This is a genomic window from Streptomyces sp. NPDC048639, assembly GCF_043199075.1.
GTDB lineage: Bacteria > Actinomycetota > Actinomycetes > Streptomycetales > Streptomycetaceae > Streptomyces.
Genome location: NZ_JBICVP010000010.1, coordinates 85707 through 107172 on the forward strand (window position 1 = coordinate 85707; position 21466 = coordinate 107172).

Annotated in this window: 17 protein-coding genes, 1 pseudogene and 1 riboswitch; of the genes and pseudogenes, 10 read left to right on the forward strand and 8 right to left on the reverse strand. The window is 72.1% G+C overall.

Annotated features, from left to right (window positions below):
* Window positions 1–93: 93 nt before the first annotated feature.
* Window positions 94–2781, forward strand: coding sequence for a LuxR C-terminal-related transcriptional regulator (locus ACGFNH_RS26315; RefSeq protein ID WP_393657731.1), 2688 nt, complete (start codon window positions 94–96; stop codon window positions 2779–2781).
* A gap of 134 nt (window positions 2782–2915) precedes the next feature.
* Here the strand turns inward: ACGFNH_RS26315 and ACGFNH_RS26320 are convergent.
* Window positions 2916–3104: pseudogene (locus ACGFNH_RS26320) on the reverse strand (VOC family protein); the annotation flags it as partial.
* 354 nt (window positions 3105–3458) lie between these two features.
* Between ACGFNH_RS26320 and ACGFNH_RS26325 the strand changes: the two are divergent.
* The 3 genes from ACGFNH_RS26325 to ACGFNH_RS26335 all read left to right on the forward strand — a co-directional run bounded on the left by ACGFNH_RS26325 (window position 3459) and on the right by ACGFNH_RS26335 (window position 7264).
* Window positions 3459–4805 carry a hemolysin family protein gene (locus ACGFNH_RS26325; protein ID WP_393657733.1) on the forward strand — a complete coding sequence of 449 codons (1347 nt, stop codon included), beginning with the start codon at window positions 3459–3461 and terminating at the stop codon, window positions 4803–4805.
* On the forward strand, window positions 4802–5806 hold the full coding sequence (locus ACGFNH_RS26330) for a hemolysin family protein (RefSeq protein ID WP_393657735.1): 1005 nt from the start codon (window positions 4802–4804) through the stop codon (window positions 5804–5806). The genes ACGFNH_RS26325 and ACGFNH_RS26330 overlap by 4 nt, the downstream gene beginning before the upstream one ends.
* A gap of 339 nt (window positions 5807–6145) precedes the next feature.
* Complete coding sequence (locus tag ACGFNH_RS26335) at window positions 6146–7264, forward strand: acyltransferase family protein (RefSeq protein WP_393658036.1); 1119 nt, start codon at window positions 6146–6148, stop codon at window positions 7262–7264.
* A gap of 25 nt (window positions 7265–7289) precedes the next feature.
* On the opposite strand, the gene ACGFNH_RS26340 is transcribed toward ACGFNH_RS26335, so the two are convergent.
* Complete coding sequence (locus ACGFNH_RS26340) at window positions 7290–7997, reverse strand: (2Fe-2S)-binding protein (RefSeq protein WP_393657737.1); 708 nt, start codon at window positions 7995–7997, stop codon at window positions 7290–7292.
* A gap of 335 nt (window positions 7998–8332) precedes the next feature.
* Window positions 8333–8459, forward strand: a riboswitch (cobalamin riboswitch).
* Window positions 8460–8509: 50 nt separating this feature from the next.
* Between ACGFNH_RS26340 and ACGFNH_RS26345 the strand changes: the two genes are divergently transcribed.
* From ACGFNH_RS26345 to ACGFNH_RS26355, 3 genes are read left to right on the forward strand one after another with little or no spacing between them, the layout of a single operon-like run.
* On the forward strand, window positions 8510–9550 hold the full coding sequence (locus ACGFNH_RS26345) for an ABC transporter substrate-binding protein (RefSeq protein WP_393657739.1): 1041 nt from the start codon (window positions 8510–8512) through the stop codon (window positions 9548–9550).
* A gap of 53 nt (window positions 9551–9603) precedes the next feature.
* Window positions 9604–10668, forward strand: a complete 1065-nt coding sequence (locus ACGFNH_RS26350; RefSeq protein ID WP_393658038.1) for a FecCD family ABC transporter permease — start codon at window positions 9604–9606, stop codon at window positions 10666–10668.
* Complete coding sequence (locus ACGFNH_RS26355; protein ID WP_393657741.1) at window positions 10665–11450, forward strand: ABC transporter ATP-binding protein; 786 nt, start codon at window positions 10665–10667, stop codon at window positions 11448–11450. Before ACGFNH_RS26350 ends, ACGFNH_RS26355 begins: the two co-directional genes overlap by 4 nt.
* Before the next feature lie 49 nt (window positions 11451–11499).
* On the opposite strand, the gene ACGFNH_RS26360 is transcribed toward ACGFNH_RS26355, so the two are convergent.
* Complete coding sequence (locus tag ACGFNH_RS26360; protein ID WP_393657743.1) at window positions 11500–12387, reverse strand: DUF1295 domain-containing protein; 888 nt, start codon at window positions 12385–12387, stop codon at window positions 11500–11502.
* Window positions 12384–12704, reverse strand: coding sequence for a hypothetical protein (locus tag ACGFNH_RS26365; protein ID WP_393657745.1), 321 nt, complete (start codon window positions 12702–12704; stop codon window positions 12384–12386). The genes ACGFNH_RS26360 and ACGFNH_RS26365 overlap by 4 nt, the downstream gene beginning before the upstream one ends.
* 517 nt (window positions 12705–13221) lie before the next feature.
* Here ACGFNH_RS26365 and ACGFNH_RS26370 point away from each other — a divergent pair.
* Window positions 13222–14406: a hypothetical protein gene (locus ACGFNH_RS26370; protein WP_393657747.1), complete on the forward strand. Its 1185-nt coding sequence runs from the start codon at window positions 13222–13224 to the stop codon at window positions 14404–14406.
* A gap of 127 nt (window positions 14407–14533) precedes the next feature.
* Here ACGFNH_RS26370 and ACGFNH_RS26375 read toward each other — a convergent pair whose 3' ends face one another.
* The gene (locus tag ACGFNH_RS26375; protein WP_393657749.1) at window positions 14534–14656 is read right to left on the reverse strand and encodes a hypothetical protein; all 123 of its coding nucleotides are present in this window, start codon (window positions 14654–14656) and stop codon (window positions 14534–14536) included.
* A gap of 557 nt (window positions 14657–15213) precedes the next feature.
* Here ACGFNH_RS26375 and ACGFNH_RS26380 point away from each other — a divergent pair.
* The gene (locus ACGFNH_RS26380; RefSeq protein WP_393657751.1) at window positions 15214–16104 is read left to right on the forward strand and encodes a RimK family alpha-L-glutamate ligase; all 891 of its coding nucleotides are present in this window, start codon (window positions 15214–15216) and stop codon (window positions 16102–16104) included.
* A gap of 26 nt (window positions 16105–16130) precedes the next feature.
* Here ACGFNH_RS26380 and ACGFNH_RS26385 read toward each other — a convergent pair whose 3' ends face one another.
* From ACGFNH_RS26385 to ACGFNH_RS26395, 3 genes are all read right to left on the reverse strand, one after another.
* The gene (locus ACGFNH_RS26385; protein ID WP_393657753.1) at window positions 16131–16808 is read right to left on the reverse strand and encodes a hypothetical protein; all 678 of its coding nucleotides are present in this window, start codon (window positions 16806–16808) and stop codon (window positions 16131–16133) included.
* Window positions 16809–16949: 141 nt separating this feature from the next.
* Window positions 16950–17780, reverse strand: coding sequence for a DUF1206 domain-containing protein (locus ACGFNH_RS26390; RefSeq protein WP_393657755.1), 831 nt, complete (start codon window positions 17778–17780; stop codon window positions 16950–16952).
* Between the two features lie 268 nt (window positions 17781–18048).
* Window positions 18049–18672 (reverse strand): hypothetical protein, encoded by a 624-nt coding sequence (locus ACGFNH_RS26395; protein ID WP_393657757.1) that lies wholly within the window; start codon window positions 18670–18672, stop codon window positions 18049–18051.
* Window positions 18673–19192: 520 nt separating this feature from the next.
* On the opposite strand from ACGFNH_RS26395, the gene tap reads away from it, so the two are divergent.
* Window positions 19193–21463, forward strand: a complete 2271-nt coding sequence (tap, locus tag ACGFNH_RS26400; protein ID WP_393657759.1) for a telomere-associated protein Tap — start codon at window positions 19193–19195, stop codon at window positions 21461–21463.
* The last annotated feature ends 3 nt before the right edge of the window (window positions 21464–21466 follow it).

Sequence of the window (21466 nt, forward strand, 5' to 3'; positions counted from 1 at the left end):
GGGTCATGAGTAAGCCGTGACCATTGCTTTTCCGCCGTTCCCGGCCCAGGCTCGTGGGCGATGAGCAGCGATTTCCCCCCAGGCGCGTGGCCCTTGACCGGACGATCCGGTCAGGTCGCCGAACTGGCGGGTCTGCTCGGCCAGTCGTCCGCGGCCGTACTGGTCTCGGGCGAGGCGGGTGTGGGGAAGACCCGTCTGGCCGAGGCCGTACTGGAGCAGTGCTCGGCCGGTGACATGGTCGTTCTGACCGCGGGGGGCAGCGCGACCACCCGGGATGTGCCGTTTCTGGCGACCGCGGACTGGTTCCCGGGCGGGGCGGGCCCCGGCTGCGACGCGCTCCCGGCGCTCACGGACGCGGTCCGTACACGCGCCGGCGGACGGCATCTCGTCCTGGGCGTGGACGACGCCGACCATCTCGACACGGCGTCCTCGGCGCTGGTCGCCGCGCTGGTCGAGGACGCGGGCGCCTCGGTGCTGCTGACCGCACGCGATCCCGTCGCCGACACCGGCGCCCCGGCTGCCCTGCGCCGCTCGGTCGCCCTCAAGACCGTGCACCTGGCCGCGCTGCCCGAGCCGGACTTCGTCATGCTGCTGCAGCATGTGCTGGACGGCCCGGTCGACGGCCTCAGTGCCGCCGCACTGTGGCGCATGACCGGCGGCAACCCGCTCTTCCTGCGGCATCTGCTCGGCGCGGGCACGGAGAGCGGCGCACTGCACCGGGTCCACGGCGTGTGGGGATGGCGGGGGCCGGTGGGCGAGCACGCACAGCTCAGGGATCTGGTGGCCCGTGCCGTCGGCGTCCTGGCTGCCGTCCAGGTGCGGGCACTGGAGTATCTGGCGCATGCGGGGCCGGTCGAAGGGCGGGTGCTGCAATCCCTGGTCGACCCGCCCGTCCTCGACGCCCTCGCCGAACGCGGCCTGATCACCTGCACGCCGGAGGCAGCGAGCCCGGCTGCCGCGCTCATACCGGCGCAACCCTCCGGGACCGGGACCGCGACCGCCGCCGCGGAGACACCGGGGGCCGGACCGACCGGGCCCGCACCCGTATCGCCATCGCCTTCACCGTCGGGACCGGCATCGGCATCGGTGTCGGAAGCCTCGGCATCGGCCTCGGCGCTGGTGCGGCTGAAGCATCCCCTGTACGGCGAGGTGGTGCGGGCCGGCACCGGCCCCCTGCGCGCACGGCGGGTGCACCGGGACCTGGCCGAGGCCCTCGAACGGTGCGGCGGCAGGGTCGACCCGATCCGCCCCGTGCTGTGGCGGCAACGCGCCGGCGAGCACGTACCCTCCGCTGCCCTGGTGGAGGCCGCCTCCGCGGCGCTCGACCGCGGGGACGCGGCGCTGGCCGAACGCCTGGCCTCCGCTGCCCAGGGGCCCGACGCCGTCCGCGTCCACGGCCAGGCCCTGGTCGCCCAGGGACTGGCCGCGCGCGCCGAAGACCTGCTCGCCTCCCACGACGGGCCGCCCGCGCTGCGCGCGTTGAACCTCTTCTGGGGGCTGCGGCAGCCCGGCCGGGCGCGTGCCGTCCTGGGCGAGGCGCACGCCGGCGGCCCGGAATACGATGTCGCCACCACCGCCCTGGCCCTGTTCACGCACGGCGCCAGCCCCGCGCACCGGATCGTGCCGTCCGCCCTGCACACCGGTACGGGCGGGGGCTGGCTGGTGGACAACGCCTCCGCGCCCCTGCGCGCCTACACGCTCACCTTCCGCGGGCGGCCCGCCCAGGTGGTGTCCGAGTTCGAACGTGGCGCGATCCGTCTGCCCGGCGCGTGGGGCTCGATGCGCGGCGCCACGATCGCCTGCCAGGTCTACGCCCTGGTGATGGCCGGCCGGCTCGACCGCGCCCTGACCGTCGCCGAACGCCACTACCGGCAGGCGGTCGAACGCGGCGACCGCGCCGAGGTGGCCCTCGTGGCCTTCATCCACGGCGTCGCCTACTGCTGGGCCGGCCGCCCCGCGCAGGGCCTGCCGCTGCTGCGCGAGGCATACGCGATGGTCAACGACCAGACCATCTTCCCCGTCGAGACCTACATCGTCACCGAATACGCCTCCTGCGCCGCGGCGTTGGGCCGCACCGACTTCGCCGCCGAGGTCCTCTCCCGGGCGATGCGCAACCTTCCGCCCGATTCCAGCGTGCGCGAACACCTGATGAAGGGCGAGGCCCGGGTGGAGGCCGCCGCGGGCCGGTTCGGCCTCGCGGCCGATCTGGCGGACCGGCTGGCCGACCGCTACCTCGCCGGGGGCCGGCTGACCACGGCGGCGGAGAGCTCGTACTTGTGCTGCCGTTTGAGACCCAGCCAGTCGGCGGCCCGCCGGCTGACGGCGGCGGCGGCCTCCTGCGACAGTCCGCTGTTCGCCCTCTTCGCCCGCCACGGCAGAGCCCTGGCCGCCCGGGATGTCGGTGAACTGACGGCTGTGGGCGACGAGTTGGGGCGCCTCGGCTACGCGGGACTGGCCCTGGAAGCGGTCGTGGCGGCGTCCGCCTGGGCGAAGAGCCGTGAGCGCCGGGCCGAACTGGCCCGGCACACCGAGGAGTTGAGCTCCCGCTGCACCGGCCGCATACCCCCCTGGCTCCCGGATGCGGGGCGGGGCGGGACCTTGACGGGCCGGGAGCGGGAGGTGTGCGAGCTGGCGGCCTCCGGTATGAGCAACCAGGCCGTCGCCGACCGCCTGCACATCTCGGTCCGCACGGTGGCCAACCTCCTTCAGCGCTCCTACGAGAAGCTGAGCATCGGCCGCCGCACCGACCTCCCGACCGCCCTGGAACTCCCGCCCCTGTAGGCCTCGGCGAAGGTCGGTCCCGCGATCTCCGGAGGGCGTGCGACGACAGCCATGGCACCCCCGAAGCTTCGGTAGGTCCCCCTGCATCCCATCCGACGCGTCGCGCCGATCCACCGGGGATGACGGGACAGTCCTCAGGGGCGCACGTAGGGCCGGGTCAAGATCTCCATGTTGTGGCCGTCCGGATCGTCGAAGTACGCGCCACGGCCGCCGAACAGGCGGTTGATCCGGCCGGGTTCGGTGTGGCCGGGGTCGGCGTAGTAGGTGGCCCCTGCCGCTTCCAGCCGGGCGATCATGCGGTCGAACTGCTCGTCGGGCACGAGCCGGAAGGCGCCGGTCGCGGCAGGGGAGTGAGTCCGACCGCAGCGTGAGTCCGACCGCAGCGCGGGGCCGACTGCAGCGCAAGGTCGTACGCGTCCGTGCCGGGTCGTCCCTGTCGGGGCGTCCGTGCCCGAGCAGCATCCCGTCGCGCCCGAGAGGCCGCGTCCGGCGATCGAGGGGACATCGCCCGGCGACCATAGTTTGCCTTCCCTTTACTATGGAGGGCCAAGGCCTCGCGCCCCCTCGTTCTCCGAGCACAGAAGGAGCCGCAGTCCCGCAATGGGTGAGCCTCCCAGTAGTACCCGCCGTGCTGTTCCCTCCCCGCCGCAGGTGAGACCGGGAGCGGAGGTGACACGGTGACCGCGGTGCTGCTTCTCCTGCTTGCCCTGGCCCTCACTCTGGCCTGTGCGATCTTCGTGGCGGCCGAGTTCGCCCTGACGACCGTCGAACGCAGTGAACTCGAGCGCTCCGCCGCCGCGGGAGAGCCCGGTGCCGAGGGCGCGCTCCAGGCCGTCCGGCGCCTGACGTTCCAGCTCTCCGGCGCCCAGCTCGGCATCACCGTGACCTCCCTGGTCATCGGCATGCTCGCCGAGCCATCCCTGGCCGCTCTGCTGGAGAGCCCGTTGCGTGCCGTCGGCCTGCCCGGCGGCGCCGTCTCCGGTGTGGCGGCGTTCCTCGGGGTGGCGCTCTCCACCGTGGTGCTCATGGTGGTGGGCGAGCTGATCCCCAAGAACTGGGCCATCTCGCGCCCGCTCGCCGTGGCCAAGGTCGTCGCCGGCCCGCAGCGCGGCTTCACCGCGCTGTTCGCCCCGCTCATCCGCCACCTCAACGGCTCGGCCAACCGCATCGTGCGGCGCATGGGGCTGGAGCCCGCCGAGGAGCTGGCCTCGGCCCGCACACCCGAGGAACTCGTCGCCCTCGCCCGCCACTCGGCCAAGGCGGGGGCGATCGAGGCCGATTCCGCCGAACTCTTCGTCCGGACCCTGCACTTGGGCGACCTGGACGCGGAGAACGTGATGACACCGCGTGTGGACGTGCGCGCTCTGGACGCGCATGCCAGCGCAGCGGACGCCGCCGAGCTCACGCTGGCGACCGGGCTGTCCCGCTTCCCCGTGTACCAGGACACCCTCGACGAGGTGATCGGCACCGTCCACATCCGGGACGTCCTCGCCGTCGACGCGTCCGAGCGCCCCCGCACGCCGGTCACCGGCCTCATGACCGCGCCCCTGCTCGTCCCCGACACCCTTCCCGTCGACCGCCTCCTGGAACGGATGCGCAGCCATCGCACCATGGCCGTTGTCGTCGACGAGTACGGCGGTACGGCCGGTGTCGCGACCGTGGAAGACATCGTCGAGGAGGTCATCGGCGAGGTCCGCGACGAGCACGACCCCGAGGAGGAACCGGAGTTGTGCCCCGCCGAACCGGCCCTCGACGGCCGTGCCGTCTGGGAGGCGGACGGCAGCGTCCGGATCGACCGCCTCGCCGGCATCGGCCTGGCCGCGCCCGACGGCCCGTACGAAACGCTGGCCGGACTGATCGCCGCGCGCCTGGCACGGATACCCACTGTGACCGACCGCCTCGACGTCGAGGGCTGGCAGCTGGCCGTCCTGCGCGTCGACCATCACCGTGCCGACCGGGTCCGGGTGACCGCGCCCGTACCCGAACAGGCGGCGGGGGAGCAGCGGGTGGAGGAGGCCCGATGACCGCCCTGCAACTGATCATCGGCGGCCTGACGCTGCTGACCAATGCCTTCTTCGTCGGCGCGGAGTTCGCGTTGATCTCCGTGCGCCGCAGCCAGATCGAGTCGGGCGTCCACCGGGGCGACCGGCGCGCCCGTACCGTGCTGTGGGGCCTGGAGCACCTCTCCGCGGTCATGGCGACGGCGCAACTGGGCATCACCGTCTCCTCTCTGGTCCTCGGTGCGGTCGCAGAACCGGCCATCGCCCACCTCCTGGAGCCGCCGTCCGAGGCTCTCGGCATCCCGGACGCGCTGGTGCACCCGATCGCGTTCGTCATCGCCCTGACCGCCGCGACCTATCTGCACATGCTGATCGGCGAGATGGTCCCGAAGAACGTCGCCCTCGCGGCGCCCGCCCGCACCGCCGTCCTGCTGGGACCGTCGCTCGTCGCCCTCACGCTCGCGCTGCGCCCGGTGATCTTCGGTATCAACGCGATCGCCAACGCCGTGCTGCGACTGCTGCGCGTCGAGCCCAAGGACGAGGTGGCGTCCGTCTTCACCGACGCCGAACTCCTGCGGCTCGTCCAGGACTCCAGCCAGGCCGGTCTGCTCGAGCCCTCCGACGGCGAGCGCCTGCGCGACGCCCTGGAGCTGGGGAGCCGGCCGGTCGGCGAGATTCTCGTCCCGCATCAGCGCATGGTGACCGTGGATCACACCGTCACGCCCGAACAACTGGAACACGCCGCCGTCACGGCCGGCTTCTCCCGCCTGCCCGTCACGGGCCCGGGAGGGACACTGCTGGGCTACCTCCACATCAAGGACACGCTCGGCGTGCCGGGCCGCGCCAAGCCGTACCCGCGCGCCGCGCTGCGCCCCATCATCACGGTCGAGATCGACACCCCGCTGGACGACACCCTGACCGCGATGCGCGCGGCCGGTACACACCTGGCCGCCGTCCGGGGCGACAAGGGGGCTGTGCTCGGCTTTGTCACCATGGAGGACGTGCTGGCGGAACTCGTCGGCTGACACGCGTGCCGGCCGGCTCCACCCGGCCGGCTCCACCCCGTCCGCCCCACCGTGCGTATCCCTGCCGGGCGTTCTCGTGCGGCAGGGGGGCGCCGTGGTGGCCGAATCCAGCAGGCGTTTCCTTCCACATCGTGGGTACGCGCGACATGTCTCGTATCACCGGAACGGAGGGCTCGGGGAAGTGCACGCACACGCGCAAGGCGGTGCCACAACGGTGCCGTGGACGGTCCGCACCGCCTCCTGCCGCAGGGGTGCCGTGCCGCGTGTGCACGTGTCGCGTCGTGCCGGGCGGGTGGCCGCGTGACCGACCAGCAGCGCAGAAACGACTCTGCGAGGACGATGGAACTCCGCGTGCAACGGCAGGCCTCCACGCCCGCGGGGACGGGCGGCGGCAGCGCCGCACCGAGCGGCCCCGGGGCGGCCGCCGGACGAGAGGTCAAGCAGCGCGACGCCTTCTTCGACAACGCCAAGTACCTGGCGATCGTCCTCGTGGCGTGTGGCCACGCGTGGGAACCGCTCCGGGGCGACAGCCGGGCGGCGGCAGCGCTCTACATCTTCATCTACACATTCCACATGCCCGCGTTCGTGCTCGTCTCCGGGTATTTCTCGCGCAGCTTCACCATGACGGCCGCCCAGTTGAAGCGGCTCGTCACCGGCCTCGTCGTGCCCTACGTGATATTCGAAGTGGCGTACTCGCTCTTCAAACGCTGGGCCGACGACGACCCCGGCTACCCGATCAGCCTGCTCGACCCGTGGTATCTGACCTGGTTCCTGGCCGCGCTGTTCGTCTGGCGTCTGACCACGCCCGTATGGAAGATGCTCCGGTGGCCGATACCCATCGCCCTGGCCATCGCCGTCCTCGCCACCGTCTCACCCGACATCGGTGACGACCTCGATCTGCAGCGCATCCTGCAGTACCTGCCGTTCTTCGTCGTCGGCCTGTTCCTGCGACCGGAGCATCTGCAGGTCCTGCGCCGCAAGGAAGTCAGGACGCTGTCCCTGCCGGTGTTCGCCATGGCCCTGGCCGTCGCCTACTGGGCGGCCCCCCGGATGAACGCCGTCTGGTTCTACCGGCGCGACAGCGCGCAGGAACTGGGCGCCCCCGCCTGGAGCGGCGCGGTCATGACCGTGGCCCTCTTCGGCTGCTCCATGGTGCTGGTCGCCTGCTTCCTCACCTGGGTGCCCAAGCGGCGCATGTGGTTCACCGCCCTGGGAGCAGGCACCCTCTACGGCTACCTGCTGCACGGCTTCCTCGCCAAGGGATCGCGCTTCTGGAACTGGTACGACCTGCCGTGGCTTCACACCCCCGAGGGCGAGATCACGGTCACCGTCATCGCCGCCGCCGTGATCACGGCGCTCTGCACCCCACCCGTCCGGCGCGTCTTCCGCTTCTCGATGGAGCCGAGGATGGAGTGGGCCTTCAAACGGGACGCCACCGAACTCGCCTCGCGGCGTTGACCGTTCGGGCCGGCCGGGCGCGGCGTCATCCGCGGCGGCCGGCCTCCCTGCGGTGCAGCACACAGTCCCCGCACAGCCCGCGCCCGTCGACCCGGTAGTAGAGACAGCAGCTCCGGCGCCGGTACGTGAACGGGGTGACGGTGAGATCACCGGCGCTCGCGAGGGGGTCCCGTCCCAGCAGAGCGACGGCGACCGGCAGCGGCGGGTGCGGGGCATCGGGGACGTGGGCGTCCAGCACGCGTACGGCGCCGATCAGCGCGGAGGCCGCGTTGCCGGGCAGGATGCGCGCCGACAGCCCGAACTGCCGTCGTAGCGCGTCGCCCAGCGGTAGCAGGTTGCGGACCAGGACGGTCTCGTGCAGGCCGTCGGGCACGTCACCTCCGGTGAGCGCCGAAGCCTCCGGCAGCCAGAGATCGATCGGACCGGACTCGGGCGTCCGCCACCGCAGCCGCTCGGGTGCCAGGTCCGGCACCCTGCCGGTGAGGGCGGCGGTGGCGAGGGCGATCGACCACAGGCGTGCGGCAGTTCCGATGTGCAGCGTGGAGGCGGCCACCCGGTCGGGGCCCGTGCCGAGCCGCTGCCCCACGGCCGCCACGTAGTCCGCCAACGCAGCCGTGTCCTGGTAGAGATCGGTGAGTGGCCGGAAACGAGCGGTGTCGGACCGCGGCCCGCACGACACGGCGAAGTACGGGCCGATGGCGGAGGACCGGGCGAGTGCGTCGGTGGTCGTCATGGGCGGAGGGCGAGTTCCGGTTCAGGGAGGGGGTGCGGGCCGTCGCCGGGGCCGTGCCCGGTGATCCGGCCGTCCTGGTCGCGCACGATCGGTGCTCCGTCTCCCGTCCGCCGGAAACGCTCCCGCTTCCCGCCCCGCGGTCGCGGGCCGGATCGCAGCATCGCAGGGACCGCGAGGCGCCCGCCAGGCCCCGCCCCGTGTCACCGGCCACATCACGACAACGGGCGGTGCCCATCGGCACGGTGGCGGGTACGCCCCGGCGGAGCCACCGGACGTGCGCCCTTTCACCTCCCCCTCAAGGGAACGTAATATCGCCTGGTCACCACCGCGACGGGAACAGGAAGCCGGTGCGATTCCGGCACGGTCCCGCCACTGTGACCGGGGAGTGGACCCCTTGCACACGGCCACTGCGCGCAGCGCGGGAAGGCCGGGGGAAACGCTGATCCGGGAGTCAGGACACTGCCCTGTCGCGGGCCCGTTCCGAGGAGCGCGGACTCCCCAGGAGGCTCTACGTGTACGACGGCATGTCCCGTCCCCTGTTCTCTTCCCCTGCCCGTCCGCAGCGCCGCACCGCGCGCGCCGTGTCCGCGGCCCTCACTCTGTCCGCGATACTGCTGGCCGCCTGCGGCGCCCCGCAGGACGGCACCGACCGGAAGGCGCCCGCACCGGCGGCGAAGGGCTTCCCGGTCACCATCGACAACTGCGGCACGCGGACGACGTATCGGAAGCCGCCGTCCAGGGTGGTCACCATCCACCAGCACCCCGCGGAGCTGATGCTCGCTCTCGGTCTGAAGGACCGGATGGTGGGCACCGCGTTCCCCGACTCGGCCGTCCTGCCCCAGTACCGGAAGGACTTCGCGGCCGTCCCCCAACTGGCGAAGAAGGAACCGTCCTTCGAGAACGTTCTGGAGGCGGAACCGGACTTCGTCTACGGCGGTTACGGCAGCGCGTTCGCCGAGAACGAGGGCCGCTCCCGCACGGCGTTCAGCGACGCCGGCATCACCACGTATCTCAACCGCGAGTACTGCGGCAAGAACAAGCTGTCCATGAAGGACACATACGCCGAGATCCGCACCATCGGCAGGATCTTCGGTGTCCGGGAGCGCGCCGAGACACTGGTATCCGGCCTCCAGCGGCGTATCGACACGACGGAGCGGGCGGTCGAGGGGGCGGCCACCGTGCCCGTGTTCGTCTACGACAGCGGTGACAAGGCGGCGTTCACCGCGGGCGGCAAGGGACTGGGCACCGAGATCATCCGCCTGGCCGGAGGCCGCAATGTCTTCGACGACCTCGACGACGTCTTCGGGGACGTGTCCTGGGAGCAGGTCGTGGACCGCAAGCCGGAGGTCATCGCCCTCTACGACTACGCGGGTTCCGGAAGCATCGAGCAGAAAAAGAAGTTCCTGCTCTCCCAGCCCGCTCTCGCCGACGTCCCCGCGGTGAAGCACAAGCGGTTCGTGGTGCTGCCGCTGACCTCGACCCTGGTCGGTGTCCGTCCCCCGTACGCCGTCCAGGATCTGGCGCGCGGGCTGCACCCCGAGAGGTTCCGGTGACCGCCCCGCCGCACGCCGCCGCCACCGAGTCCGTGCCCCCCGCCGCCCGGGTGATGAGTCGTCAACCCCGGGGACGGGGGCGGGCGTTCCCCCTGACCCTCGCCGTCCTCGGCGGTCTGCTCCTGCTGTCGCTCACCGCGGGCATGGCCATCGGCTCGGTACAGGTGCCGCCCGGCGACGTGTGGCGCATCGTGACGCACGCACTCGGCGCGGACTGGCCGGACCCGGTCGCGTCCCCCGCGCGCGAGACGATCGTCCTGACCGTGCGGGCACCCCGCGTGCTGCTCGGGGCCGTGACGGGCGCGGGGCTCGCCGTGGTGGGCACCGCGATGCAGGCACTGGTCCGCAACCCGCTCGCGGAGCCGTATCTGCTGGGGGTCTCCTCGGGAGCCTCGCTCGGCGCCGTCGTGGTGATCGTCTTCGGCCTGAGCGTCCTCGGGCCGGTGTCCCTGTCGGCCGCCGCCTTCGCAGGGGCCCTGCTCACCCTGCTGCTGGTGTACGTCACCGCCCGCGCCGGCGGCCGCATCACCCCGGTCAGGCTCGTCCTGTCCGGGGTGGCGGTCGCCGCGGTCCTCACCGCGGTGATGAACCTGCTGCTGCTGACCGCCGACCGGGGCAACCAGGCCCGCGAGATCCTCGCCTGGACCCTCGGCGGCCTCGGCGGCGTCCGGTGGGAGACGCTGTGGCTGCCCGCCGCCGCCCTCGTGCTGGGCATCGGTGTTCTGCTCGTCCAGTCCCGGTCGCTCAATCTGCTGCTGTCGGGGGAGGAGGCCGCCACGACGATGGGGCTCGACGTGGCCCGGTTCCGTGTGCGGATGTTCGTCCTGCTGTCCCTCGTCACCGGAGTCCTGGTGGCCGCGGCCGGGCCGATCGGCTTCGTGGGACTGATCATGCCGCACATCGTGCGCCTGGTCGTCGGCGGCGACCACCGGCGGGTCCTGCCCACGGCCGCACTTGCCGGAGCGGTCTTCCTGATCTGGGCCGACATCGCGGCGCGCACGATCGCCGCACCGATGGAGATCCCCGCCGGTGTGCTGACGGCGCTCTGCGGCGGCCCGTTCTTCCTGTGGCTGATGCGCCGGGACGCCCGGCGCGGGACCGAGCGGGGAGTGGCATGACCGCATCCGAACTCGCCGTCGACGGCGTCACGCTCACCGCCGGGGCCCACCCTCTGGTCCAGGACGTCTCACTGACCGCCCGGCCCGGCGAAGTCATCGGCCTCGTCGGCCCCAACGGCAGCGGCAAGTCCAGCCTCCTGCGCGCCGTCTACCGCGTCCTGCGCCCCCGGGCCGGGTGCGTACGCGTCGACGGATCCGACGCCTGGTCCCTGCCCGTACGCCGACTCGCCCGCACCATGGCCGCCGTGGTGCAGGAGGGGGGCGGGGACATCGACCTCACGACGCGGGAGGTCGTCGCCATGGGCCGCACCCCCCACAAGCGCCTGCTCGCCGGGGACACCGCGGAGGACGCCCGGCTGATCGAGACGGCCCTCGCCTCCGTGGACGCCATCGACTTCGCCGACCGCCCCTTCGACCGGCTCTCCGGAGGCGAACGGCGGCGCGTGCTCATCGCCCGCGCCCTCGCCCAGCAGCCCTCCCTGCTCGTCCTCGACGAACCGACCAACCACCTCGACATACGCCACCAGCTCGAGGTCCTCGGCGTCCTGCGGCAACTGCCCGCCACGGTGCTCGTGGCACTCCACGACCTCAACCTCGCCGCGTACTACTGCGATCGGCTGTACGTCCTGCGCGAAGGAGAGGTCGCCGCATCCGGCCCGCCCGCCGAGGTCCTCACCCCGGAACTGCTGAGAACCGTGTACGGCGTGGAGGGCGAGGTGGCGGTGCATCCGCGGACCGGCGCGCCTCATGTGACGTTTCTTCCCGGCAACTGCGGTCGGTAGGAGGCGAGGTGCGGGGAGGGAGTCGCCCCCGGCCACCGGACTGCGCGGGCTACCCGGAGTGCCCGGACTGTCCGTCCGGGCCGCGACCGCCGCCGTCATCGCGGCGAGGACCTCGCTCCTCCCGTGGGCCGCGTGGCGGCCGGGGGAAGAACCCGCTCGTCCCGGCCCGGTAGGCGGCGTAGCCGGGCCGCTCCGCCATATGGCGTTCCAGCAGCGCCTTGCCGCTGCCGCCGATCAGCAGGAAGGACATGACCAACGGACCGATGACCGTCGCCGCGGCCGCCGCGGGCGCATCGCAGACGATGAGGAAGATGCCCCACCACACGCAGAAGTCACCGAAGTAGTTCGGGTGCCGGGTCCAGGCCCACAGGCCGTAGTCCATGAGACGGCCGCGGTTCGCCGGGTCGGCCTTGAACCGGGCCAGTTGGTGGTCGCCGACCGTCTCGAAGGTGAGCCCGAGCAGCCACACGGCGGTCCCCAGCCACGCGAGGACGCTCATCGGGCCGGTCTCGTACACCGCTGCCTGGACCGGCAGGGACACCAGCCAGACGAGGACGCCCTGCACGAGGTACACGATGCGGAACGCGTACCAGGTGCGGTTTCCCGGTGCCTTGCCCAGCAGCCTCTCGTAGCGCGGGTCCTCGCCGTGTCCGCGCCCGCGGCGGGCGAGGTACCCGGCCAGCCGCAACCCCCACACCACGGTGAGGAGGGTGACGAGCAGCCGCCGGCCGTCGTCGCCGTACCCCGCCGACATGCCGTACGAGGCCACGGCGATCGCGGCGAAGGCCAGGCCCCAGGCGATGTCGACGATCCGGTGCATCCGCACGCGGAGCGCCACCGCGAAGGTGACGAGGAGGACGGCGAAGGCCGCGCCCGCGGCCACCGCCAGGTTGAGTGCGAAGGCACTCCAGGCGAATCCCGAGTCGAAGGCGTTCACCGGGCATCGCCCTCCCCGGTCGTCGCGGCGGCGGCGCACCCGGCGTCCTCGGCGTCCCCTCCGGTGAACAGGATCCGTTCGACGTCGAGGTGGCCGGCCGCGAACCCCGCCTGGGAATGGGCGAGATGGAGGTTCCACATCCGCCGGAACGTCGCGTCGAAGCCCAGCCCGTCCACCCGGCCGCCCCGCTCGGTGCACCGCTCCCGCCGCAACCTCGGCGTCTGCGCGGTGTGCGGGCCGAACGCGTTGCGGTGGGCGAGGCGCAGGCGGGTGTGGAGGCGGGTGATCTCGTCCATGGCACGCACGGAAGGAATCATCCCGCCGGGGGAGATGCATGTCTGGATCCACGTGTGTGTGTCGCGCGTGGGCCGGAATCCGGTCGTGCGGCAGCTTGATGGACTGGATCGCGCCCCTGTCGCCCGGAGCAAGGCGGCCGCCCCAGCGCCGTGCAGCACACCGGCCGGAACTCCGCGCCGACCACCTCGACGATCTCGACGCTCACGACCGCGTCGTACGAGCCCCCGCCCCGCGCGGTCGTCGCACAGCCGCACATCGGCGCGTTCGCGAAGCCCGCCTCCTCGATACGTCGTCTCGCCAGTCGTGCTGTTCGGTCACCAGGACCAGGGAGCGGGACCCGGGCGCCGCGGCGTACCGCCCGGATCGCCAACTCGCCCCAGCCGGTGCCGATTCGAGCATCGGCGTCCCGGGGCACCGCTGCGTCCCGTACATGATCCGGAAACAGCACGGACTCGATCCGGTCAAACAGCTGTCCAGGCTCACACCGGCCAGGCAGGATCCGGGCAGGCGGCCGCGGACGAGGAGCGAGGTGGGAACATGTACGACGCGTCACGCATGGTCAAGGTCAACGTGGCGCTCGTGGCGCTCCTGCTCCTGTTCGTCACAGTGCTGGCTGTACGCGCCATGATCAGCCCTGACATGACCTGGACGTACGACAAGGTCTTCAAGGGCACGGAGACGGCTCGGATGTCCGACGTGACGGCAATCGCCGCCGACGACATCTGGGTGGTGGGCAATGCCACTCGCGCCGTCGGGGACGCCGGAGGCTACGCGGCCGGCGACGGCTTCCTGCTGCACTACGACGGCACCGATTGGCAGCGTCGTCCCCTGCCGGAGTCGTTCGGCGGCAGTGTGCACGAGGCACGCTTCGACACGGTGGACTCGGGCGGCTTCCTGCTCACAGCGAGCGGGAAGAATCTCGAAGCGCCGCGGATGGCCCACTGGAACGGCACGCGCTGGACTGCACTGCCCGGGCTGCCCGGCGGCCTCCGGCCCGCCGATGTCAGGGCCTTCGCCCCGGACGACATCTGGGTGCTCGACGGCCGGACCGGGGCCCACCACTGGGACGGCACCCGCTGGACCGTCCTGACCCTCCCCGTCTCCGTCAGTGCGCTCGACGGCGTCGCGCCCGACGACCTGTGGGCGGTCGGCTCCCGCGCCCCGCAGGACGAGGACGCCTCGGAGGGGACGAACAACCAGCCCGCCACCGTCCACTGGGACGGCCGCGCCTGGAAGCTGATCCCGACGCCGGAGTACCACTACACAGCGCCGGCACCCGAGCAAACGGCCTACCTCACCCAGGTCCTCGCTCCGGCGAAGGACGACATACGCGCCTACGGCAAGCTCACCTCCGTCAGTGAGGACGACGAACCCGACCCGCCGGAGCAGGACATCCGGCTGCGCTGGAACGGCACCAGCTGGACCGAGCTGCCGAACGCGACGGGCGCCTGTGCCGATCGCGGCGACGCGGTCCGCGACGGTGAGCGCGGGACCGTCCTCAGCGCCAGTCGGTACCGCACCTCCGACGGCGACTGCGAAGGGATTTCGCAGTCGGAGTTGCCGGACACCGACGGGATCAAGTCCGGCTCGAAGCAGTCGCTCCGGCTGAATGCCATCGCGGCGGTCCCGGGCACCGACAGGATTGTCGGTGTCGGCTCTGTCGATGTCTCCCAGGGCAGCGAATCCACCAGCAGATCGGTGATCGTCAGCCTGAAGCGCTGAAGCCCGTCAACCGGCACGGATAGTGAGCCGCTCCTTACCTGTCCAGCGGCGGGCGTGGTCGATGGCCTGCGCGTGGGAGCCCGGGCCGGGCGGCGAGCGGAGCCGGGCCCGTACGCCGAGGGCCAGGTCATGAGGACAGGGCGACCGGCCGGCCCACGGGCAGGGCGGTACGAGAAGAACCGATGTTTTCGGACAGGCTGCCGCGTGTCCGGGCATCGGAGCCCTGCTCGGGCCCGGCGTCCTCGGTCATGGATTCCGGGCCTCCCGCCGGGGGCCCGCTGCGATCGGCCACGGCGACGGGTGCGGCCTGCGGACGGATGGTGACCGGCGCGGGCGGTTCCTTGTGCCCCGACGCCGCATCATGGGCGGCTTCCGTCTCTCACCTGCGCGGTTACCCGGATGTAGGGGCGAATCTGAGTAGTCCGTCCCCACGAACTCACCCGAGCGGGCGGCCTACGGTTCGGGTGGAACACCCCCTCGAGGAGGGAACGGAACCATGGCCCGGACACCACTGTCCTGTTTGAGCAGATCACTTCCCATGGAGGCATCGCGCATGGTGCGACGCAGGGTGAACGGCTGGCAATGAGCCACCGAGGACGCCCGGCGAGAGGCCCGGGTCCTCATGACCTGGCCCCTTCGGCTCCTCCGTCACGGCTTCGGCCGTGGCAGACCGGGCCCCGCGGAAAAGTTCGGCACCTCGTACGCGTATGCGGTTAGCCTGCGCCGGGAGAGCCGCAATGCGCCGCAGAGCGGCGCGCGGCGGCCGACCGGCGGGCTGAGCGCCGGAGACGAGAGGAGAGCCGAACCGTGGTGCGCATCGCACTCGCCACCTACGACCCCGGGGCGGACGTCAACCACGACCGTGATCTCCCGGTGTTGGTACGGGCCTTGCGGGAGGCGGGCGCCGAGGTGTCCGCACTGCCCTGGGACGCCCCCGGCACCGAGTGGGGGGCCTTCGACCTCGTCCTCATCCGGTCCACCTGGGACTACACCTGGCGGGCCGAGGAGTTCATGGCGTGGGTGGAACGGTGCGGCAAGGCCACGCGCCTGGCCAACCCGGCCGACGTCGTGCGGTGGAACACCGACAAGCACTATCTGGGGGAGCTGGCGGCCGCCGGGGTGCCCGTCGTTCCGACCCGGTACCTCGCACCCGGTGCCTCCGCCGGCCTTCCGGACGACCACGAGTACGTGCTGAAGCCCGTCTGCGGAGCGGGCGCACGCCGCGCCGCGCGCTACGCGCCCGCCGAGCGGGAGACGGCCCTGCGGCATCTCGCCCGGTTGCACGAGGACGGCCTCACCGCGATGGTGCAGCCGTACATGGCGAGCATCGACGTCAGCGGGGAGCGTGCGCTGCAGTTCTTCGGCGGGCGGTTCCTGCACGCCAGCCGCAAGGGCGCCGTGCTGGAACCGGGCACGCCCTACGACGCGGAGAAGGTGCCCCACCCCGGACTCGAGACGTGGCAGCCCACCCCGGCCGAACTGGGCGTGGCCGAGCGGGCGCTGGCGGCAGTGCCGGACCCCTCCGCGCTGCTGTACGCCAGGGTCGACCTGGTCACCGGCGACGACGGCGAACCACACGTGATGGAGCTGGAGTTGGTCGAGCCGAACCTCTTCCTGGACCTCCATCCGGCGTCGGTGCCCGTGGTCGTCGACGCCGTCCTGGCGGCGGCCGACGCCGGTTCACCGCGCCACGCGTAGGCCGCTTCCCGTGGGGTTCACGGCGTTCACGGCGTGGCGGTCGTGCCGCTCTCCTCGACGTGGAGGTCCTGAATCTCCGTACCTTCGGTGCCGAGGCCGGTGCGGGTGGCGTGTTCGCGCATACGCGCGCCGTAGACCGGGTGATCGACCAGGCCGGTGTAGGTGTCGAAGTCGAGGTCGATCACACCGGCCTCATGGGCGAGATAGACGTCCAGCCCCGGGTACATGACCCCGACGTACGGCAGATCGTCGATGTCGGTGACCAGGACGGGGTACTCGCCGAGGGAGTCGGGCTCGCCGGCGTAGAGCAGCCGACGGGAGTCGGCCCCGCCCACCAGCGGGAAGCACCGGTCGGGAAGCAGCGTCTCGAACTCGGCGAACATCTCGGTCCAGTGGTGCTCGCGGCGGCCGAACCCGTACATCTCGTCCGCGGTTTCCGACAGCGAGTCCCCCTCCAGGACGGGTGCGGCGGGGTCGGGGTACCACCCGATCTCGGCCAGCCATGAGGCGTCGAACTCGAGCCAACGGCGCAGGCTGGGGGGAAGAGGTCTGCCTTCCGGCATGCGCAGGTCCGCCACGACCCGGGCCGGCAGCGGGATCGGGGTATCGAGCCGCGGTGTACCGCAGAATCCGCCGAATCCTCCCCGCGTGACCCGGTCGATGACCCGCTCGACGAGCGGCGCTCCGTGCAGATGTCTGTCCATGGGAGTGACTGTCGCACGCAGGTCCGACATGTCGGCCAGAGGTGTACCTGCTCAACTAGCGGCGACGCCGGGGCCGACGGCCGTGTGGGGTGGTGGCGCGGGCCACAGCCTGCTGCGTGGCCCGCGCCCTTCGCCGGGTGGTCACACCCTCCGCCAGCGCGCCATCGCGAACGAGAACAGCCCGAACAGCGCCAGCCCCGCCGCGATGGCCGCGAGCAGCCACGGACCGGCCGGGGTGTCTGCGAAGGCGCGCAGGGTGTCGTCGAAGCCCTTGGCCTCCTCGGGGTCGTACTCCACCGCCGCCTGCACCACGAAGGTGCCCGCCAGGGTGAAGACCGCGCCCCGCGCGATGCCGCCGGAGACGCCCAGCACGTCGACGGCTTTCCGGGAGCGCCGCGACATCGTGGAGCGCTTCAGGTGCTTGTGGTACTTCCGCAGGGCCGCGCGGATGGCGATCCAGATCCCGGCTCCGGCGATGGCCAGCCCACCGAGGCCCACCAGCCATTGTCCGGCGGGGAGTTCGAGCGCCCGGGCGGTGATGTCCCGCGACTGCTCGTCGCTCGACCCACTGCCCTTCTCGCCCGCCGCGAAGGAGATCACCGAGTAGGCGACGAAGGTGTAGAACGCCGCGCGCACGGCGGACAGCAGACGCTTACGGGCCTTGCGGCCGTCCGGGCCGGACGCGCCGGCGAGCGCTTCGGAGAATCGCCACAACGCCATCCCGGCGAGTCCGATACCCACCGCCCATACCAAGAGGGCTCCCAGGGGCTGGGCGTACAACTCCTCCAGCGCGCCCCCTCGGTCGGCCTGCTCCCCGCTGTCGCTGAAGGCGATCCGCAGGGCCAGGGCGCCGATGAGGAAGTACAGCACCCCGCGGGCGGCCAGGCCCCAACGGCCCGCCGCTTCCACCGCCGAGCTGTTTGCCGCCTGCCGGGCTCTGCGACGCCCCCATGCCGGTGCCCACGCATTCATACCGTCCCCTCCCCTGCCCCGTCCGGGCTCTTCGGACCTGCCCGGCTACGCGTAGTGAGCGTCTGCCCCGACGGGGGTGGTGGAAACGGCGGCCGGGAGGCGAGCGGGGGCGCGCCGTTGGGGGGACTGCTTGACCGGATCGTTCCGGTCCGCTCGCGGCCAGGAGGCCGCGGGCCCCGGCGGAAGGATGGCGGACGGGAACCGGCACCTCGGTCCGCCGGTTGCCCGCGGCCCGGGCAGGATCCTGCCCGGGCCGCGCGCTACGGCGCTACGACCGGCGGGGGAGGTGTTCCAGCGCGGCGATCAGCGGGACGGGCATGAAGGCGGGCCAGTGCGGGCGTCCCACCAGGTAGGAGAAGTAGCCCAGCGAACTGCTGGCCTGGATCTCGTCGTTCGTCTCGGCCTGGTAGACCAGCCGGCATCCGGGGGTGGTGGCCCGGGCGCGCTCATAGAGAACGGGGGCGGGCTTGCGCTCGGCCTCCGTACGCGGGGTGAGAATGCGGTCGCCGAAGTCGCTCCAGGCGAACGGGCGGGGGTCCTTCCAATCCTTGTCGATCACCTTCTTGAGTTCCGCGGCACGCTCGGCATCGGTGTTCCCCCAGGACGAGGGGACGTTGGTGATCAGGCCGACGGGTATGTGCCGGGCGCGCAGGGCGCGCAGGTGCTTGTCCGCTCCGGGCATGTACCGGATGCTGCCGTCCTCGGCCGTGTGCACCAGGGTTTCGCCGAGGTCGAACCACACCATCACGCAACCGCGCCCGTTGTCCTTCGCGGCGTTGAGCGGTAAACGCGGCGCGCCCTGCGCCGTGGCGGTCGGGAGAGCGGCCGCCGTCAGGCAGCCGAGGGCCAGCACCATTCCGGCGGTGATTCTGCGGGCAGGGGGTGTCGTCATGGGGCATGCCTTTTCTGTGTGGGGGGTACCGGGGTGCGTCGGGCCCGACCGGGTCGCCGCGCCGTACGCACGCCTACGGGTCATACCCAACAGATGAGCGATACACCGAGATTACGCGCCATCATGTGACGGCCAAGGGTTCGCCAACGGGGCCGGCCGCTGCTCCGGCCGGGCGAACGCGGCGGCGTCGGCCTCCTTCGCGCATGGCTCTGCCGCCCCAGACCCTGCGGCCTCGGGACTACGCGACTCAGGACGCTCCGCGGGCCCGGCTCCCGTCGACCCGATTTTCCCGCAGTGGTCGTTGTACGTGTCTCGCTCTCAACACGCTCACGCCGCCACGATGTTACGAGCCATACCCTGTGGCGTAGGTCACATCGCCGTCGGCTGCGGGGTTGCCGGCAGCGATCCGGGGAGGGGGCATCCCGGTCCGCCGGTGGCTGCGGCTGCGGAAGCGCCTCGCGCAATCCCGGGGTAAGTGTTGGGCTAAATCGACGGGCAAGTCACTGCTAGGGTCGCGCGCATGCCGAGCGAGGAAGAGCTGTTCGCAGCCGTGGACGCCCTGCTGGAGGACCAACCCGAGCTGCCGTCACCGGCCGAGAGGGCACGGCTGCGCGAGGCGGCCGGAGTGACGCAGGCCCGGCTTGCAGTGGCGCTGCAGTCGTCGACGCAGACGGTCAAGAACTGGGAGGCCGGGCGGTCGGCCCCGCGGCCGCCGCGACTTCAGGCGTATCTGCGGCTGCTTGAGGGCTGGGCCGAGAAGTACCCGGTCCCCACGGCCGGGCAGCCGCAGAGCGTTGAACCAGGGACGGCGGCCGCGCAGCCGCAGGACGACGGAACGCCGTTCGCCGCTGCGCAGAAACCTCTTACGCCCGGCATGGCACCCGCCCCGTCGGAACGCCTCTTGGCTGAACGCTCCTCGGTTCCTTCCCCGCCGGAGCGTCCCGCTGCCGCGACCGGGCCGGAGCCCGCGGCTGCCGGTGCAACCGATGCCGCCCCGGTGCCGCGGCCGGCTGCCGCGACCGGTCCCCGCCCGCCGGCGATACGGCGACCGGCCCCCTCGGAGCGAATCCCCTCCGAGCGAACCCTGTCGGAGCGGACCCGGTCGGAGCACGCCCGATCCGTCACCGATCCGCGGTTTCCGAACGGGCCGTTGGCGGTTCTGGACGGTGACGGCACCGCGTACTGCGTCGGCGGTGTGGTCCTGGAGTGCCCGGCAACGACCGTCCCGGAACTGGTGGACTGGACGCTGGGCACATCGGGCGTCGGCGCGCCGCGGCTGCACCGCAACGGCAAGGACGGCGACCCCCTCATCGTGCTGACCGCCTCGGCGGCCGTACGTCTCGGGCTCCCCGAGCGGCTGGAAGGCCCCGAGGCCCGAAGGAGCCTGCGCCTCCCCGACGACCACCCCGTGGTCGGGCAGGTCGCGCGCGCGAAGTGGAAGCTGACCCAGCGCGGTTTCGGACCGTGGGCCCGCATCTACCGCCCGGCACAGGCCGGGCGGCGCCAGTGCGTACAGCTCGCGATCCTGTCCTGGGACGCGCTCGACCCGCGTGCCTGGCCGGGCGCCGACCGGCTGCCGCCCCCCGAACTCGCCCGCGCCCTGGGGGTGTACGCCCAGCGCGTGATCACCCCGCGCGGTTCCGCGGCCGTCTCCGGCCTGGAACTGATGACAGCCCTGCGCCCCCCGACCCGCGCCGTGAAGGACAGGACGACCGGCGAGTGGGTTGCCGGCCACAACCCCGGTTCCCTCGGAAGCGATCCCGTCGATCCGGCACCCCCGGAAGCACCGGCCGAGCACCCGGTCGCGCAGGGCTGGAACGGAGGGTTCCTGGACGAAGAGGCCTACCAATGGGTGCGCGATCCGCAGTTGCTCACGGACGAGGAGTGTCTGCTGCCGTACGCGATCGGGCTGGACATCAACACGGCCTTCCTCGCGGCCGCCGCCCGCCTCGTCGTGGGCCTGTCCGGCCCTGAGCACGTACAGCGTCCTGTCTTCGACAAGAAGATCCCCGGCTCCTGGTACGTCGACCTCTCCCGCATCGAGCTCGACCCGCGCCTGCCCAGCCCGTTCACGCCATCCGGACAGCGCCCGGAGGGCCCGGCCTGGTACCAGACCCACACCGTCGCCTACGCCGTTGAACTCGGCCACGACGTCGCCCCGATCGAGGCGTATCTGCGCCGCGAGACCGGCGCGTACCTCGACCCCTGGCACGACCGCCTGAAGGCCGCGTACATCGACACCATGGGCGACCTCGGTGTCACCAAGGACCTCGACGACCACGCGTTCCTCGCGGCGATGGAGCACCACAAGCAGTCCGATCCCGGCCTGGCGGCCGTCCTCGCGGCGATCAAATCCACCGTCAAGGGCGGTGTCGGCAAGCTGCGCGAGCGCCCACAGGGCCGGCATTACCGCGACGGCGAGCGCTGGCCGGCCCTGGAGCGTCCGACCTGGCGTCCCGACCTCCGGGCTGCGGTCATCTCCAAGGCGCGGGTGAACATGCACCGCAAGATGCTCAGGATGGCCGAGGCCACCGGCCTTCACCCGCTCGCGGTGCTCTCCGACTGCGTCGTCTACCCCAGCAAGGGCCCCTCGCCGCTGGACTTCCTGCCGTACACCGACGCCGGCCGGCCCCTGCCCGGAGGCTTCCGGCTCGGCTCGACACCGGGCCTGTGCAAGGTCGAAGGTGTGCAGCAGGTGGCGTGGGCCGTGGACCTGATGGAGCAGGGCTACAACCCCGCCCGGCACATCAAGGGCGACGGCCACGACGCCGTCATCGAGGCAGGGGAGTAGGCC